The organism is Vibrio mexicanus (assembly GCF_001012815.1).
Lineage (GTDB): Bacteria > Pseudomonadota > Gammaproteobacteria > Enterobacterales > Vibrionaceae > Vibrio > Vibrio mexicanus.
Window position 1 is genome coordinate 52,045 of sequence record NZ_JYJP01000103.1, and the last position, 15,292, is coordinate 67,336.

Annotated in this window: 8 protein-coding genes and 7 pseudogenes; 7 read left to right on the forward strand and 8 right to left on the reverse strand. The window is 43.9% G+C overall.

The genetic code is table 11. The features are described from left to right. Positions 1 to 11: 11 nt before the first annotated feature. Positions 12 to 647: a hypothetical protein gene (locus UA76_RS15230; RefSeq protein ID WP_047047857.1), complete on the reverse strand. Its 636-nt coding sequence runs from the start codon at positions 645 to 647 to the stop codon at positions 12 to 14. Positions 648 to 824: 177 nt separating this feature from the next. Between UA76_RS15230 and UA76_RS15235 the strand changes: the two genes are divergently transcribed. The 3 genes from UA76_RS15235 (at position 825) to UA76_RS15245 (ending at position 2,335) form a co-directional block, all read left to right on the forward strand. Next, a complete protein-coding gene (locus UA76_RS15235; protein WP_047047859.1) occupies positions 825 to 1,073 on the forward strand; it encodes a DUF2164 domain-containing protein in 249 nt (82 codons plus the stop codon). A 156-nt stretch (positions 1,074 to 1,229) separates the two neighbouring features. Beyond that, positions 1,230 to 1,769 (forward strand): cytochrome b, encoded by a 540-nt coding sequence (locus UA76_RS15240; RefSeq protein ID WP_047047861.1) that lies wholly within the window; start codon positions 1,230 to 1,232, stop codon positions 1,767 to 1,769. Beyond that, positions 1,766 to 2,335, forward strand: a complete 570-nt coding sequence (locus tag UA76_RS15245; protein ID WP_047047864.1) for a YceI family protein — start codon at positions 1,766 to 1,768, stop codon at positions 2,333 to 2,335. The genes UA76_RS15240 and UA76_RS15245 overlap by 4 nt, the downstream gene beginning before the upstream one ends. A gap of 47 nt (positions 2,336 to 2,382) precedes the next feature. Here UA76_RS15245 and focA read toward each other — a convergent pair. Beyond that, positions 2,383 to 3,823 (reverse strand): annotated as a pseudogene (focA, locus tag UA76_RS15250) (formate transporter FocA). A 206-nt stretch (positions 3,824 to 4,029) separates the two neighbouring features. Here focA and UA76_RS15255 point away from each other — a divergent pair. Next, a pseudogene (locus tag UA76_RS15255) lies at positions 4,030 to 4,925 on the forward strand (LysR substrate-binding domain-containing protein). A gap of 166 nt (positions 4,926 to 5,091) precedes the next feature. Beyond that, a pseudogene (locus tag UA76_RS15260) lies at positions 5,092 to 5,573 on the forward strand (DUF1097 domain-containing protein). A 127-nt stretch (positions 5,574 to 5,700) separates the two neighbouring features. On the opposite strand, the gene UA76_RS15265 reads toward UA76_RS15260, so the two are convergent. From UA76_RS15265 to yccS, 4 genes and pseudogenes are all read right to left on the reverse strand, one after another. Next, the gene (locus UA76_RS15265) at positions 5,701 to 6,960 is read right to left on the reverse strand and encodes a hydroxymethylglutaryl-CoA reductase (RefSeq protein WP_047047867.1); all 1,260 of its coding nucleotides are present in this window, start codon (positions 6,958 to 6,960) and stop codon (positions 5,701 to 5,703) included. A gap of 112 nt (positions 6,961 to 7,072) precedes the next feature. Then, a pseudogene (locus UA76_RS25695) lies at positions 7,073 to 7,374 on the reverse strand (hypothetical protein). Positions 7,375 to 7,450: 76 nt separating this feature from the next. Continuing rightward, positions 7,451 to 7,708 (reverse strand): hypothetical protein, encoded by a 258-nt coding sequence (locus UA76_RS15275; RefSeq protein WP_162198954.1) that lies wholly within the window; start codon positions 7,706 to 7,708, stop codon positions 7,451 to 7,453. A 66-nt stretch (positions 7,709 to 7,774) separates the two neighbouring features. Beyond that, positions 7,775 to 9,936: pseudogene (gene yccS / locus UA76_RS15280) on the reverse strand (YccS family putative transporter). A 183-nt stretch (positions 9,937 to 10,119) separates the two neighbouring features. Here yccS and helD point away from each other — a divergent pair. Continuing rightward, positions 10,120 to 12,190: pseudogene (gene helD, locus UA76_RS15285) on the forward strand (DNA helicase IV). Positions 12,191 to 12,340: 150 nt separating this feature from the next. On the opposite strand, the gene UA76_RS15290 reads toward helD, so the two are convergent. Both UA76_RS15290 and torT read right to left on the reverse strand, forming a co-directional pair. Then, the gene (locus tag UA76_RS15290) at positions 12,341 to 12,796 is read right to left on the reverse strand and encodes a methylglyoxal synthase (RefSeq protein ID WP_047047873.1); all 456 of its coding nucleotides are present in this window, start codon (positions 12,794 to 12,796) and stop codon (positions 12,341 to 12,343) included. Between the two features lie 62 nt (positions 12,797 to 12,858). Continuing rightward, a pseudogene (gene torT / locus UA76_RS15295) lies at positions 12,859 to 13,868 on the reverse strand (TMAO reductase system periplasmic protein TorT). An 80-nt stretch (positions 13,869 to 13,948) separates the two neighbouring features. Between torT and UA76_RS15300 the strand changes: the two are divergent. After that, the coding region (locus UA76_RS15300) for a HAMP domain-containing protein (protein WP_047047876.1) at positions 13,949 to 15,292 on the forward strand (1,344 nt) is incomplete at its 3' end.

A 15,292-nucleotide genomic window follows, 5' to 3' on the forward strand; every position in this document is an offset into this window, starting at 1 on the left:
ATATCCGGTCATTAATCCCACTGAACAACTGCATAGAGCTGGATATATTTTCGGACTAATTGTTGGTTGTTAGAGCGTTTTAGTGGGTGCGAAAATTTAATGTAGTAGGGTGCTAGGTTAAAAAGGCTCTCAAGTGATTGACTAAGTTGTGAGTCACTTTCATAAAGGCTGATACCTTGGGCACTATACTCATCGATTTCATCTGGAAGTTGACCGGTCCACCAGTGCAGTAGCTCGCGACTTTGCTTACTGCGGCTAATCCAGTGATCCGACAGAAGTAACAGAAGATCATTGGGTTGAATCGCGTAACCATACTCTCTGCGCCAAGCTTCGACTTGCTTAAAAAGCTTTTGACGACAAACTTTCCCCGCACTCACCATATGAGAGGTGAGAATCCACACCGTGCCTACGTCTGAGCTAACTCGGTAGTGATGCGGCAGATCACTTGACTTAGTTGACTCCAAAGGCCCAAAGTCACAACTGTGTCCAAACTCGTTGAGAGTACGAGCAAGGCGTCGTGAGAACGCTGCGCCAAGATGGTGTTCGCTCATACCTTGATTATGAATCGTTGGATAATGCTTTTCACACAGCTTCATGCAGTCAGCCTGAAATTCATTAACACTCTGTATTAAGACATCGAGTAACAACGACAACCTCCGTTTAAAATGGACCTAGCATTCATTTTCCTTTGAGCTCAGTGCGTCTAAGCCTTTGTGCATTATGCTCTTATTTTATTAAACCTCATGTTTTTTTTATGCATAGTGTGACCCATTGCGATATGGTTACTTGGGTATAAGTTCGTTATAGAGAAGTTGGGTTAAACAATGAGCAAGATAGAGATTAGTAAGGATCAAAGAAGAGATGCTTGTGAAGCATTGCGTAAGTACATGAGTAACGAGTTAGATTTTGAGTTAGAACAGTTTGATGGAGAGTTCTTATTTGATTTCATATTGCAGCGGTTTGGTCCGCTTTTTTACAATCAAGGCGTGAATGATTCGCAGAAAATTATTGAGCGAAAGATGGCTGACATCGCTGATGAACTCTATGAAATTGAACAAGTTATTCCCCGATAGCGAGACCTCTACCACACATTTTGTAGGCTGTTCGAATTATTTGAATAACTTCGTCAAACATGAGTGCTTTTTAGTGAATAAATAATGGTAAATACTTAAATCAAGTTTTGAGGTTATCGCCAAATCACACGGCGACGGAAAATAAAAGGATTGTCCATGACTTCGCAGGTTAAAAATTACAACGTTGTAGCTCGAGCCTTTCACTGGGTTTCAGCGGTAGTCATCATAGGGATGTTCGGAGTTGGACTGTGGATGGTTGACTTGTCTTACTATAGCGAGTGGTATCGTACCGCTCCACACTGGCATAAATCCGTCGGTATTCTTCTAGCTGGTTTAACACTCTTTCGCCTAGTGTGGAAATTGGCGACACCAGCGCCGAGTGTAGAAGGCAAACCGTTTGAACAGATCGCTGCGAAGTTAGCGCATCTTGCTATGTATGGTCTAATCTTAGTGATCGCGGTTTCTGGTTATCTCATTTCTACTGAAGATGGCCGAGGTATTGACGTATTTAACTGGTTTAGCGTCCCTGGCCTCGGAGCACTATTTAATTCCCAAGCTGACATCGCCGGAGAAGTTCACTTCTACGCGGCTTGGAGCTTGATCTTACTTGCAGGTGTCCATGCACTTGCAGCAATCAAACATCACTTTATTGATAAAGACGACACGCTACGCAAAATGATAGGAGTTTCAAAATGAAAAACACAGTTCTAGCTACAGGATTAGCACTACTAGCGGGCCTTCCTTTAACTGCTAATGCTGCAGACTATGTAATTGATACTAAAGGCGCACACGCTTCTGTTAACTTCAAAGTAAGCCACTTGGGCTACAGCTTCATCAAAGGTCGTTTCAACACGTTCTCTGGCGAATTCTCTTACGATGAAAAAGATGTAGCGGCTTCATCTGTTTCAGTGACAATCGATACTACAAGCCTTGACTCAAATCATGCAGAGCGTGACAAGCATATCCGTAGTTCTGATTTCATTGATGCAGGAAAGTTCTCTACCGCTACGTTTACAAGTACGGATGTGGTAGACAAAGGTAACGGTATGCTAGACATCAATGGCGATCTGAACCTACACGGTGTGACTAAGCCTATCACTATCGCTGCTGAGTTTATCGGTGCGGGTCAAGACCCTTGGGGCGGTCAACGTGCTGGTTTCATTGGTACAACTCGTCTAGAGTTGGCAGACTTCAATATCAAAGTAATGGGTGATTCAAGCTACGTTGATATGGAATTACACGTAGAAGGTATTCAAAAGTAATCACCTCGCCAATATTAACAAAGCCCCGCACTTGCGGGGCTTTTTCGTTACGCTTTCTTTCCGACCACTAAATAGGGTTTGGTTTCGCTTTGAGACGTTAGTTGAGACACGACCTGACTACGTGTGATTACGCCAACAAAGTGGCCGTGATCCAAAACCGGTAACATTTGTGGTCTAGCCACAATTGCTCCCTTTGCTCTCTGTTCCAATGAAAGATCATTCCATTGGCTGGCAATACCGTATCCATTGTTAGGGTAGAGCTGTTCTTTATCGATGCACATGAACTCGATAATAGCTTTAATCGTTTCTTTTGAATCGATGGATACTATTTCAGTTGTCATCAACTCTGAAACTTTCACGTTTTTATCTATTTGATAATCTTTGCACCAAGCTTGAGTCATGACGTCATGATGCGAGAAAACGCCCGCTAGCTCGCCATTCAGGTTCACGACTGGCGCACAGCTTAGCTTGTGTCTGTTTAACTCTTCGACGGCTTCCAACATCGTCATTTTCGTGTTTAGGCAGAATGGTTGTGTCTGCATGATGTCCTTGGCCGTGAGGTTTTCTACGGGCCTTGAGCAAGAGACAGATGGAAGCTCGACTGATTGATTCATTGTTATAACTTTGGCCGCTTTGAGTTCTGGCCTACGATAGATCCCCCAGTTTGCTAGCCCAACCAGTACCGAGCCTCCGATGATGTTGCCGATCGTGACAGGGATTAAGTTAGCTGTGACAAACTGAACAATATTGAGATCGGCATACGCGTTAGGCGAGGCATTGATGCCTAGCCAGAAGGACTCTGGCGCAAATGATTGAATCGCAATGGCCAAAGGAATCATGAACATGTTGGCTACACAGTGCTCAAAACCTGTCGACACAAACATGGCAACAGGAAGTATGGTTAGTATCGCCTTAGTTAACGGATTAGAAGTACAAAAAGTTAGCCAAATCGCTAAACAAACCAATAGATTACATAGAACGCCAAGCGCAACAGCTTGTACTGGGGTGTGGTGAACCTTGTGAAGGGCGATGTTTAGCGCATTCAGGCCCCACTGGCCGTGATCAAGCTGATACAGCCTGCGGCAAAGACTAGGGCAAGGAGCAACATCGCGCCGATAAAATTGCCTACGTAGACTTTTGCCCAAATCGACATCATCTTTCGAAAGCTGATCTGTTTGTTTGCCCAGCTAATGCTAGATAGCACTGAACTTGTAAACAGTTCGCCTCCGCAAAGTACGATTAAAATAAGACCAAGCTGAATGCCAAGCCACCAGCAAATCGGCTTAACCCCCAACCTGCAGATGCGCTACCTGTCGTTACCGTTATGTAAAACAAGAAAGCGAGTCCAATAAAAGCACCAGCCATGACGGCCAAGCTGACCGTCATGCTACTGCTTTTAGAAGCCTTGCTTAGAGCAAAACGCTCCGCTTCGATCATCATTTCGGGAGGGAGTAGTTGCTGTCTATGTATAGTGTCACTGCTGCTCATGCTTACCTCTTAGCTCAATGAGTTACTCGTGGTTTATATCCGTTCAAACTTTCGACACAAGGAAGTGTGAAACAAATTACTACAAGTTAATTTGATTGTCTTTAAAAAGTATATCAAAAATATTGATTAATATATTCTAGAAGTTACAATGCAACCGATTGCCAGTTTGGCTTGTTAATTCTTTGACCACGTTTGAAGGGCGATAAGTGCACTATTCACTTAAACAACTATCCGTTTTTGATGCAGCAGCAGACTTAGCGAGTATTAGCCAGGCGGCTAAGCAGCTCGAGCTAACACAGTCGGCAGCGAGCTCATCATTGATACAGTTAGAAAAGTCGGTAGGGAAACCACTTTTTGAACGTCAAGGTAAACAAATGACGCTTACCTATTGGGGAATGTTGTTGCGCCCGAAGGTTAAGCGTCTATTGCAAAACGCACAGCACATCGACAAAGGGTTTTATAATCAGCATTTATTAAGTGGAAAGATCAAACTTGCCGCAAGTCAAACACCGGGTGAACATATTGTACCTAACCTGATAAGCCAGTTAGATAGAGATTTCCCTGAGATAGAGATTGAGCTGAATGTGCGAAGTACCCACAGCGTGATTAAAGGTGTTCTCAATTACAAATACGACTTGGGCATCATTGAGGGGCGCTGTGACGACAATCGAACTGATATTGCTGTGTTATGCGAAGATCATTTGTCTGTAGTAGCGTCATCTCATCATCCCTATGCACTTCATGATGAAGTGAGTCTCGCTCAATTAGAACAAGCTAAATGGGTGTTGAGAGAATCAGGTTCTGGAACAAGGCAGATTTTTGACCATGCGATCAGTAAACTCATTCCAGACCTCGATGTTTGGCGCGAATATGATCATGTCCCAGTGTTACAAAGTATCGTGCTAATGGCCAGTACTTAACCTGCTTACCTTATCTAGACGTAAAACAAGATATCGAAAGTGGTAAATTAGTCGCATTAAATGTTCCCGATCTTTGCATGAAGCGAACAATTTCATTTATTTGGCGTAGGGATATGTCTGAAAATCCGTTATCCCAACGAATCATGCGAGAAGGCCAAAGAATGATGAGGCGCTACAATTAAACTCACCTAATTAATAACAAATTATGTTGGTAAAACGATTGCTTAAAAAATTCAATGTAATTCACCGTTTATATTGCTTTGAATATGTGATCAAAAACACTGATCTTTAGTGATGCAGAACATAGACTCTCTTTTTGAGTAGAGAGGCGCACTCGCGATAGTCACAATGAGCACATTATTAGCAATCTCACTAACTACTGGTCTTCTTTCTGGAATTTGGGCTGGTTGGCCATATCACTTGGGCTTTTATCTTGGGCTGGATTCCTCGGTTGCACAAGCTACTTTGCCTCTCCAAAAGATGGCCTTACTGGCCTAGCACAAAGCCTTATTACTAATATGACAGGCGTCTTCTGGGCGATGGTCATTATTCAAGGTTCAACTTGGGTTGGTATTGATATCGTGGGCTATTTGCTAACGGCTGTTATCGCCTTCTTCATGTGTATCCAAGCAAAACAATCTTGGCTAGGTTATATTCCCGGAACGTTTATTGGCTCTTGTGCGACTTTTGCAGCGAATGGGGATTGGGCGATAGTTGTCCCTTCGCTGATTCTTGGTGGTGTGTTTGGTTATCTTATGAAATCTAGCGGTCTATGGTTACACAACCGATCAAAGGGCAGTAAGCGTGTTGAATTAGCGGAGTCTAACTAAACATAAGACGCGAATATAAAAAGAAGCAGTATCAACTTCCAAAGTTTGTTCAATTTCGAAAACAAAAGAAAAGCCCTCAAGACAGCAGTATTGAGGTCTTTTGTATTTGTGTGGTTGAAAACCTGAATCATCGAGCCAATTTGTGGTGAGCCTTTGAAAAGTGACCCGCACAGAAGGCACCAACAATAGACAATTCGCCGGCTAGGCATAATGCTGCAGCAACTTCTGCTAACGCTTGGGATTTACCAGAGCCATAAAGTCCGAGAATATCCAAGCATGCTTTTTGTGTTGGTAACCCCGTGCCGCCACCGACTGTGCCCACCATTAGGTTAGGTAGGGTTACACTGGCATACAAGCTTCCGTCTTCGGTGACTTCCATTCGCGTCATACCAATTGCAGATTCTGCAACACACGCGGCATCTTGACCGCAAGCAATATACAAAGCTGCTAATGCGTTGGCGTAATGAGCATTAATACCAATTGTCCCACTTAACGCACCGCCGACTGTGGTCATTTGACCAAACTGCATCATCTTTTGAGGTGTCGTGTGAAGATACTTTTGTACAAGCTCTGCACTGATATGAACTTCTGCAGTCACCTTTTTACCGCGTACACTGCGCAGAGTTTGCGTGTTCGCTTTTTTGTCACCAGACAAGTTGCCGTCTAAGAAAGCGTAATCTGGTTCGATAGGCGTATGCTCAAGAATGTATTCAAACACAACATTCGTGGCAATAGTCACCATGTTCTGACCTGAAGCGTCACCTGTCAGGAACTCGAAAACAAGGTATACATGATTGCCTTCGATATTAACGCTGACATCACTCAATTTGCCGTGTGATGTTGTTGACTCTGCGAGGCGCTTAAACTCTTCATACTGAGTGACCACCCAAGCAACAAATTGGCCAGCTTGAGCAAGGCTTTTAAAGGCAAAACCAGGGGTTCGAGTTACACCTTCGTTTAGTAGCATTGCAGACGCGCCACCAGCAGCAGTAATAAGGTTAGCCCCGCGATTATAGGAAGCAACAAGCGCCGCTTCAGTGGTGGCTAAAGGCACTAGATAGTCGTCTTTTGCGAACAGACCATTAACTCTAAGAGGGCCGGCGACACCAACTGGCACATTTACGGTTCCGATAAAATGTTCGATGTTTTTGCAGTAGTCAGACTTGATCTGATCGGTGAACTCGTCAAGCAACACACTTTTATCGGTGAGGTTATCCAGTACAGACCATCGACGATCGAGGTTCTTGTCGGTTAATGACGGGCTGGGCGTTAGCTTGAGTTTTGGCGCATCGAAGTTTGGTTGTAGGCTCTGCTCTAATTGCAGCTTGCTGATTTCACCACCTAACACAGACACATAGTCACGTTGGTGTATATTCAATTTAGGCATATCAATATAGATTTTATAATTTAACTGGCAATTCTACGCATACCCACGACAAACACCAATCTAATGCGTAACGAAATCCAAATATTTTCTAGAGTGTTTCAAGTAAAGCGGGTTATACATGAAGATCAAGCATCGTACCGATCATATCTTGATCACGCTGGAGCATGTTGGTACCGATGCGATTGTACTGCTGAGATTGATTGAGTTTGATGAGTGGATCAGCGTACGAGGAGGGCGGGGAAGTTTGGGTTACTTTTTCGGGCTCTTTATCGAGCCCACTTTATTAAATTCGAGGCCGTCAATTTTAAGAGAATCAAACTTTTGTATTTGATTAATTTCACTCGCTGCTTCTTCGGCCATCTTAGAAGATTGCTGAAGTATAGGATAGCTATTTGAAACTGGCGATATGGACATTAAACCACCTCCTAAATTAATTTTAGATGTGATTTGAAATCCAAGCAAGTTGTGCTAGCTGAGCGAAATGGCTTGGTTAGTTGCTAAATAGGCTGCTGATTAACTGCATTTCGTCGTCGTTGATGATAGCAGCTGGCTCAGATGGCAAGTTACTGCTTATCTCGCTTTGCAAAGAACGAAGTTGCTGCGGAGACAGATGTTTCAGTTGTTGAACAAAAAGCTCGAACTGTTGGCTCGTCATTTCGGAACCTCCTATTAAGGCCACTAATTCATCCATTTCGATTCTGGTGAGTTTGCCTTCCATCTGCGCCCCCGTATCTACCATAAAAGCCATACTACCGAATTGAGCACTGTTTTATTGTCTGTAAAGTGTCAATTCATGTAAGCAAAATGTCAGGCACTAGGAGGTTTTGTGTTCAACTCTTGCTGCAAACTTCGCCGCAAGCGAATGCAATTCAGGGATCATTCGGTAGATTAAATGAAGCTGCTGTAACACCATTCTAACGGAACGATCGTCTTCTTCTCGCCATTCAGAAAGTCTTTCTTCTAGGTCTGAGTTTGTTAATGCGATGTTGATATCTTCACAATGATTGTAAAGTTGGTTGTGAAGCGCTTCAAGATGCTGATGGATAATACGATGGGATTCCAGCACGAGTTGATGGGTTGTCTCATCATCGATACGCGAACGATGCGCACCTAATGCAGACACGTAACTCAAAAGTGCGTGATTGAGTGTTAGGAATCTAAAACTTTCGTCCACTGCTGTTCGATACTTGCCAGGCTCGATAAGCATATTGCTGATTGCGGCACTTAGGTTAGCGTCGCTATTGTGTGCATTCCTTCGTGAAATGCGATAACTCAAGTTATCTTTCTTGCCAATGCGATATTGGCCAATGATCTGGCCAAGATAGACTTTGTTTGCATCAATTGCATCGGCCATCACGCGGTGAAGTCGTTTTGACTGCCAATCAGGGAGAATATAAACCACGGCCAGTACGGCCAAAATACAGCCGATTAACGTATCCGTGAGTCGGGGCAGTATGACGGCATAGCCTTCTCCAAGCTGGTTAAAACAAAACAGTACCAGCAAGGTGATAAAGGCGGTCGCAAACCCATAATTGTTGATTCTAAATGCAAAAAACAACACACCAGACAAAACAATAAAGACCAGTTGACTCTCTTGAGATGGGAAGAAAGTCAGCAGTGGGACACCCACTAGCAGCCCTGCAATCGTCCCGAGCACTCTTGCGGTGAGTTTTTGCTTGGTGGCACTGTAGTTGGGCTGGCAAACAAATAGAGTGGTGAGCAGGATCCAGTAACCTCTTTCGATATTGAAGAACTGGATAATGGCGTAACCGAGGGTAAGAGCAACAGACATACGAATTGCATGTCGGAATAAAATCGAATCTTTGTTGAGGTTGGATTTTACCCGCTGCCACATAGCCGACAAGGTGTGAGCCTCTGTATCGTCGAGCACTCTTTCTTCAAGCTTTTCGGCATCAGGGTTACTCACGTTGCTAAGCTGCTTCTCGACCGTGGCCAGGTTATTAAAAAGAAACTCCAGTTGAATTAGAGGTAGACGCCACTGTGGGTTCTGCTGATCTTTTAGAAACTGCAATGATGTTTGCAACTCATCCAGAGCAGAGATTGATGTTCCTTGGTGTTGGTACTCTTTACCGAGGCGAATAGCATCGGCAATCTCGCGGCAGGCAGAAGCCTGAGTTTCTAGAAGGTGTTTAAAACGGAAGAGAATATCCGAATGCTGGAAATAGCTCGCCAACTCTTGATAGCGATAATGACTAGAACTGACTCGCTCATGAATGTCTTGCGCGAGAAAGTAAATGTTCAAGAACCGGTCACTTGCGCCGTCGATGTGCCCGCGTTTAGAACGATTCAATAAAGTGCTCTTGCACTGATTAAGTGCTTGTACGGTTGAAGCGTTTCTTTTGGCTTCAGTAATACGCAGCGGTTGTGGGACAAGCTCGGTAACGGGATGGAAAAGCTCACGCTTACTGTCTAAGTAGTTGCCCAACTCGAAAAACACGGTTGAAAGGCTCTGTTGAACAGGTTGCATCGGCCAGAAAATATGCCAAACCATAGAAACGAGATAGTACCAAGCCGCACCAGACAACAACATAAGCGGTTGGAACCAAATGTTCTCACTCTCATGAGCTCCCAACATGGTGTAAATAGCAATGAGCAGTGAGCCAAAGGCGATGCTGGCGTAGCGAGGACCAATGCTACCAAGCATGATGAAACCAAAGGTAGAAATAAACAGCCCAACGGAGAACAGAGGCGGAGAATGCCAAAGAACCTCTACAGACATCGAAGCAAACGCAAAGCAAAAGCCTGTCAACGAAATAGATTTTAATCGGCCTGTAAACTTGTCATCACTTTCAGAAAGTGCAGCGGCGATAACGCCAAGTATTAGGGGATAATCAACGAATTAAGTTGGTAATACCAAGTTGGTATCACTACGCCAAGCAAGGTGACTAAGATTAGAACACTGTAGTTGATGGTTTTATTCGCCCAATAAACGCGAATCTGGTTAGAAAATGACACAGGCAAGTATAGAAGTCGAAATCGAAGTTTTATTCTAGCAAATTATGAAGTAAGTTTCTGACTTTTCGAGCTAAATAAAGTTAGATTTCGAGTGAATCGTGGTCATATCTTTGACATTCTCTTTTCATATTGTTCGTCAGCTGATATATGATTTAGCGACTTGAGTTAATAGGTATCATTCCAATGCAGCTAGCCGCTTCAAAGACTGCACAATTTCTGACCCAAAACGAATTCAACCATGTTGAACTCGACGATAATGTCCTCGTTGTTTCTTCCCATACGTTGGAAGAGCGTATTCCTTTTAACGTTTGGAATGGTAAAGTCGCCGTTAAGAGGGGGCTGCTATGGAGTGGATTGCAGTTTTTTGCCCACGAAAGTGAAGGACGTCAGCAGAGCTGGTTAGTGCAAGGGCTATCTTTAGCTTCCTGTCGTAAGTTTGCCAAATATGCCGTCGAGGCTTATCAGGTATGGCATGAGAAACAGTGTCGAGATCTATTTGCCGTTCTCCCACAGTGGGAGCAGGCGATTTCAGGTTTTGTTCGACAGCATCATTCCTTTCTCATTCATCACTCAATAGCTGGCTAACTGGCGCTTATGACGAACTCGTCAATATGGATATGACGCTTGAAGAAGCAAGGCAACGCTTCCTAAGCGTTTGGAGCCTCTCATTCCTTGGTTTGAAGACCCTGATCATGCCTTGCTAGAACGTAACGAAAGTTGGATAGAGAATGAGCGTGAAAACTGGAAAGTGCTGTTTTCTCAATTAGAGTCTTCACCGCTTAATGTTTCTCAGCAGCAATCTGTTTTACTCAATGATGATAACAACCTTGTACTGGCTGGTGCAGGCTCCGGTAAAACAAGCGTATTAACGGCACGTGTTGCTTATTTACTCCAAAGCCATCTTGCGCAAGCGGAAGAAATTTTAATGGTGGCTTTTGGTAAAGAAGCCTCAAATGAGATGCGCGAGCGTTTGAATGGTAACGTCGGGCTAGCCGCCAACCATGTGACTGTTAATACCTTCCACCAGCTTGGCTTGAAAATATTGAGAGAGGTTGAGGGGCAAGCTGTTAACCTGTCGCCACTGGCAACCGATGACAACCAGCGGAAAGGGTGGTGTATTGATTGGTTGAAGAAACATTGGATGACGCCCACCAACTTTAAACGTTGGCAAAAACATTTGTCCAAATGGCCTATCGCGTATTTAGCCGGCGATGATGAGCTTGGTAGTCACGTAGAGAACCCAAAGCTTATTGCATGGTTAGAGAGTCAACTCATGCAACTTGCCTCTATGGCGACCACGAAAAAGAATATTCAGCAGCTTATTGTCGATGATGAGGATTACTCGCGCCTTAACAGTGAGCTAGCGTTGGTATGGCCTTGCTATCAGGCTTGGAGCCAAAACTTGAAAGAAAACAATCATGTTGACTTCAACATGATGATTTCTAAAGCCACGCAATACGTTGAAAAAGGCAAGTTTGCTCCGCCATGGCGATTCATCATGATCGACGAGTATCAAGATATCTCACCAGATCGTCTTGCTTTAATTGAAGCGATTTGTGAAAAGCAGCGGGAAAAGTCGTCTTGTTCTTTGTTTGCGGTAGGAGATGATTGGCAGTCGATCTACCAGTTCGCCGGATCCGATGTGGATCTAACAACGGACTTTGAAGAGCGCTTCCCTAACTCAACGGTTCACCACCTTGATACGACGTATCGATTTAATAACATGATTGGTGAAGTCTCTAACCGCTTTGTCCAGCAAAACCCTGCGCAGATTAAGAAAGAACTGAACAGTTTCAAAACACAGAAAAAGAAAGCGGTTTACTTATCGCCATCCAGTAGCGTTGAGAAGATCCTAGATGGACTGGATCGTACGGTGAAAACTCGACAATCCGTGTTGTTGTTAGGGCGCAATCACTACCACAAACCAGAGCTACTTGATGATTGGGAAAAGTCGTATCGAAATCTCGATCTTCGATTTATGACTTGTCATGCGAGTAAAGGTAAAGAAGCGGATTTTGTTATTTTATTGAATGTCGATGAAGGACAGTTCCCACCTAAGGTGAAGGCGCAGCATTTAGATAGTGCACTGACACGCTCAGCGGACGATTTTGCTTTTTCGGAAGAAAGACGGTTGTTCTACGTGGCCATGACAAGAGCGAAAGAAAAAGTGTGGGTTACCTATTCCGGTGGTGGTTCGTCGTTCATTAAAGAACTGAAGGATGACGGGTATCCCGTGATTGTAAAATCGCGCTAAGTGTGCGGGTATAACTCATAGAAAAACGGCCCACTCAAAGTTGAGTTGGGCCGTTTTTTTCAAGTAATAATGACGTTTATAGTCGTTTCACCGCATTTTAAGACTATGGGAACTAAGCCCATAGTGAGTTAAGGTTATAGCGACTTAAGCTTATGTGCGTTCTGCAAGGTAAGCGTCGTAATCTGGGATTTCGATATCCACTTCTTGCTCAATGAGTGAAGACTCAAAAAGGAACTTAGCCGTAGCACGATTGGTAGCGACTGGAATGTTCCAGACACTAGCGATTCGGAGAAGTGCCTTTACATCTGGGTCGTGTGGTACTGCGTTTAGTGGGTCCCAGAAGAAAATCAACATGTCGATTTTCCCTTCAGAAATAAGCGCACCAAGCTGTTGGTCGCCGCCCATAGGGCCGCTGATCATGCTTTTGATCGCTAAGCCAGTTTCTTTGCTTAACATGTTGCCTGTTGTGCCAGTTGCGTATAAAAAGTGACGCTGTAGCTTTTCTTTATTCTCTACCACCCAACGCTTCAATTCTGGCTTGCAGTTGTCATGTGCAACGAGAGCGATGTGCTTGTGTGCAGGCATGGTACGTGTTGTTTTTTGCATTATTGGTTCCTGATAATTCTAGTTATAAATAGTTTACATTCTAAAAATGACAAAGTATTGATTCAATTGGATTCAACGTTAAAAGTCGGTCGATATTTAGAAGGTGATAATGAATCTAATACTGCTTCTTCGTTGATTGTGTTCGGTGTTAAAGTATCGATTGTCGGCTCGATTTTGTATTCGTAAGGTACCTGATTGAGAAAGTTGACCGCTTGACGAATCGACAGGCGACCTTGAAGCGCCATTTTATCTGTAGGGGCAAACTCTACTCGACCTCTAAGAAGTCCACGATAAACACCATGACTGAGGTAGGTCGATACTAAACCAATTTGGCCTTCGAGCTGAGCGCTGCGAATTTCACTGATTGCCGCTTCTATTGCGACTGCGCTACCGACGACGTAATCAATCTTTCCATCGTCGATCACTTGCTGAAAGAGATTACGTTGCTTTTCTTTGTCGTTATCCGCCCAAAGGGTAACAACCACTACGATATCTGCGTCTAAAATGCTTTCTAAAAAGCCTTCAACAACGGGTTTAGTACCGCCGCTCGCTTGAGGGCCGGGTAATAAGAGAACTCTTTTTTTACCACTCCCTTTAGGGTGCTTCTTCGCAAGATATTCGCCTACTTCTAATCCCATTTCATGCCAATCAACACCAACAATACCTTTAACGGAGCTTGATCGGATTCGCCGACGTCTAAATGATTGACTGTGATGAAAACGGGAATATTGCCAGTTAAACGAGAGAGTTGATTAAAATACAGCGTCGGTGAGACGGTACCGAGAATAATGGCGTCTGCATTCCATTGACGACAGCTTTCTATTTGCTGAACTTGCTTTTGTGTATTTGGGTATCCGCCTGATTCGAGTACTTTTAAGTTGATGCCTTGCAGTCTAGCTTCTTCAACCATGCCGTAGTTGACGGATAACCAGTACGAATCTTTTAGGTGAGGATAGATCGCGCAGATCTTTTTTGGCAATGGGTCTGCGGCCCAAGCTTGGCTTGTTATGACACCAACCATGATTAAACACGGTAAGCGAAAAATTTGAATTGCGCGATTAAATGAAGTCATTATTGAATTCGTTGGCATAACTGGGTTAAACACTGCAAAATATATCGTATTACTAGTCACTTAAGAAGCGTTGATTTTCGATGTTGTTAGACAAAGTCTCGATTGCCCGAAAGCTGCTGTATTCCTTCATTGCAATGGCAATGCTCGTTTTAATTTCTTCGCTTATCGGCATGTTGGGTTTCTCTTTTGTAGCAAAGACCGAACGTAATGTCGTTAATACCGCCATACCTTCCATGCTGGAAGCGAGAGAAGTGTCTGAAAACAGTGCTAAAGTTATAGCGTCTGTACAATTATTGTCGAATGCCAAAGACGAGCAAGATCGAAAGCGAGCCGGCCAACTCTTGCTTGAGCAGCTTGAAGACATTTTAACCAGTATCGAGTCTCTAGGCGTGTCCAGCTTTAACCCAGTATTGTTGGAAACACTAGAGTCGGATATCCAAACCATCATCGATACACTTTCCGAGCTTGGTATGGCAGTTGAAACCAAGTTGCTTATTGCTGAAGTCCTTGAGCAGCGAGTAATAGAAATGCGCGAGCTTGCAACAGAACTAGAACAACTGACTCGAACGCAAGTGCTTAATACCAACACAATTACGGTTGCGAACGTGACTCATATTTACCGGTTGGTTGCTGAAAACAGGAGTGAAGCAGTACTGCAGGCCCTTGATGGCTTGGTGGAAGTCGATTTAGATTTAGGTGAAAGGCTTCATGAACTGCATCTTCTCTCTTATCAGTTACTAAATCACATTGAAGAAGTGAGAACGTTAAAAGACGTTGACCGGATACAGACAATCCAATCGGATTTCAATTCCCAACTAGTGGTGATGCAAAGGCGTGTAAAAGCAGTAGAGGATCCGGTTCGTTCGCAGCAGATGGGGCAGCTTCTTGTACAACTTCAGGCAGGCGCATCTATGTTTGATGCTGCCATCAAACGATATGAAAACCAGCAGCAGTCACAAGCGCTGATGCAGGACACGTTAACCCAATTGTCCAAGCTCAATACTACGGTTAATCAACTTGTTGATGAATCGAACGTAACGACTAGTCAGGCGGTTAATGAACTTAAATCGACATTAGATCAAGCGCAGTTGTTATTGATCGTTTTGACATTGCTTGGCCTTGTGATCGCAGGCTTCATTATCTGGAAAGTCGTATACCTTTCTATGCTTAAGCGCTTAGACCAGTATTCAAGAGCGCTTGGCATGATAGCCAAAGGTGACCTAGGGGTTGAAGTTAAAGTCGAAGGTAACGATGAGCTGGCTCATATGGGGCAGGCGATCATTACGGCGCAAAATACGGCGAAATCATTGAAAGTTGTCGCGGAAAGTGAGGTCGCAGCCAAGAAAGCGTTGGAACAACATAAAGCGCATCTTGAAGAGATTGTTGATGAACGCACTTCGCAGCTTAAAGACGCTAATGAAAAA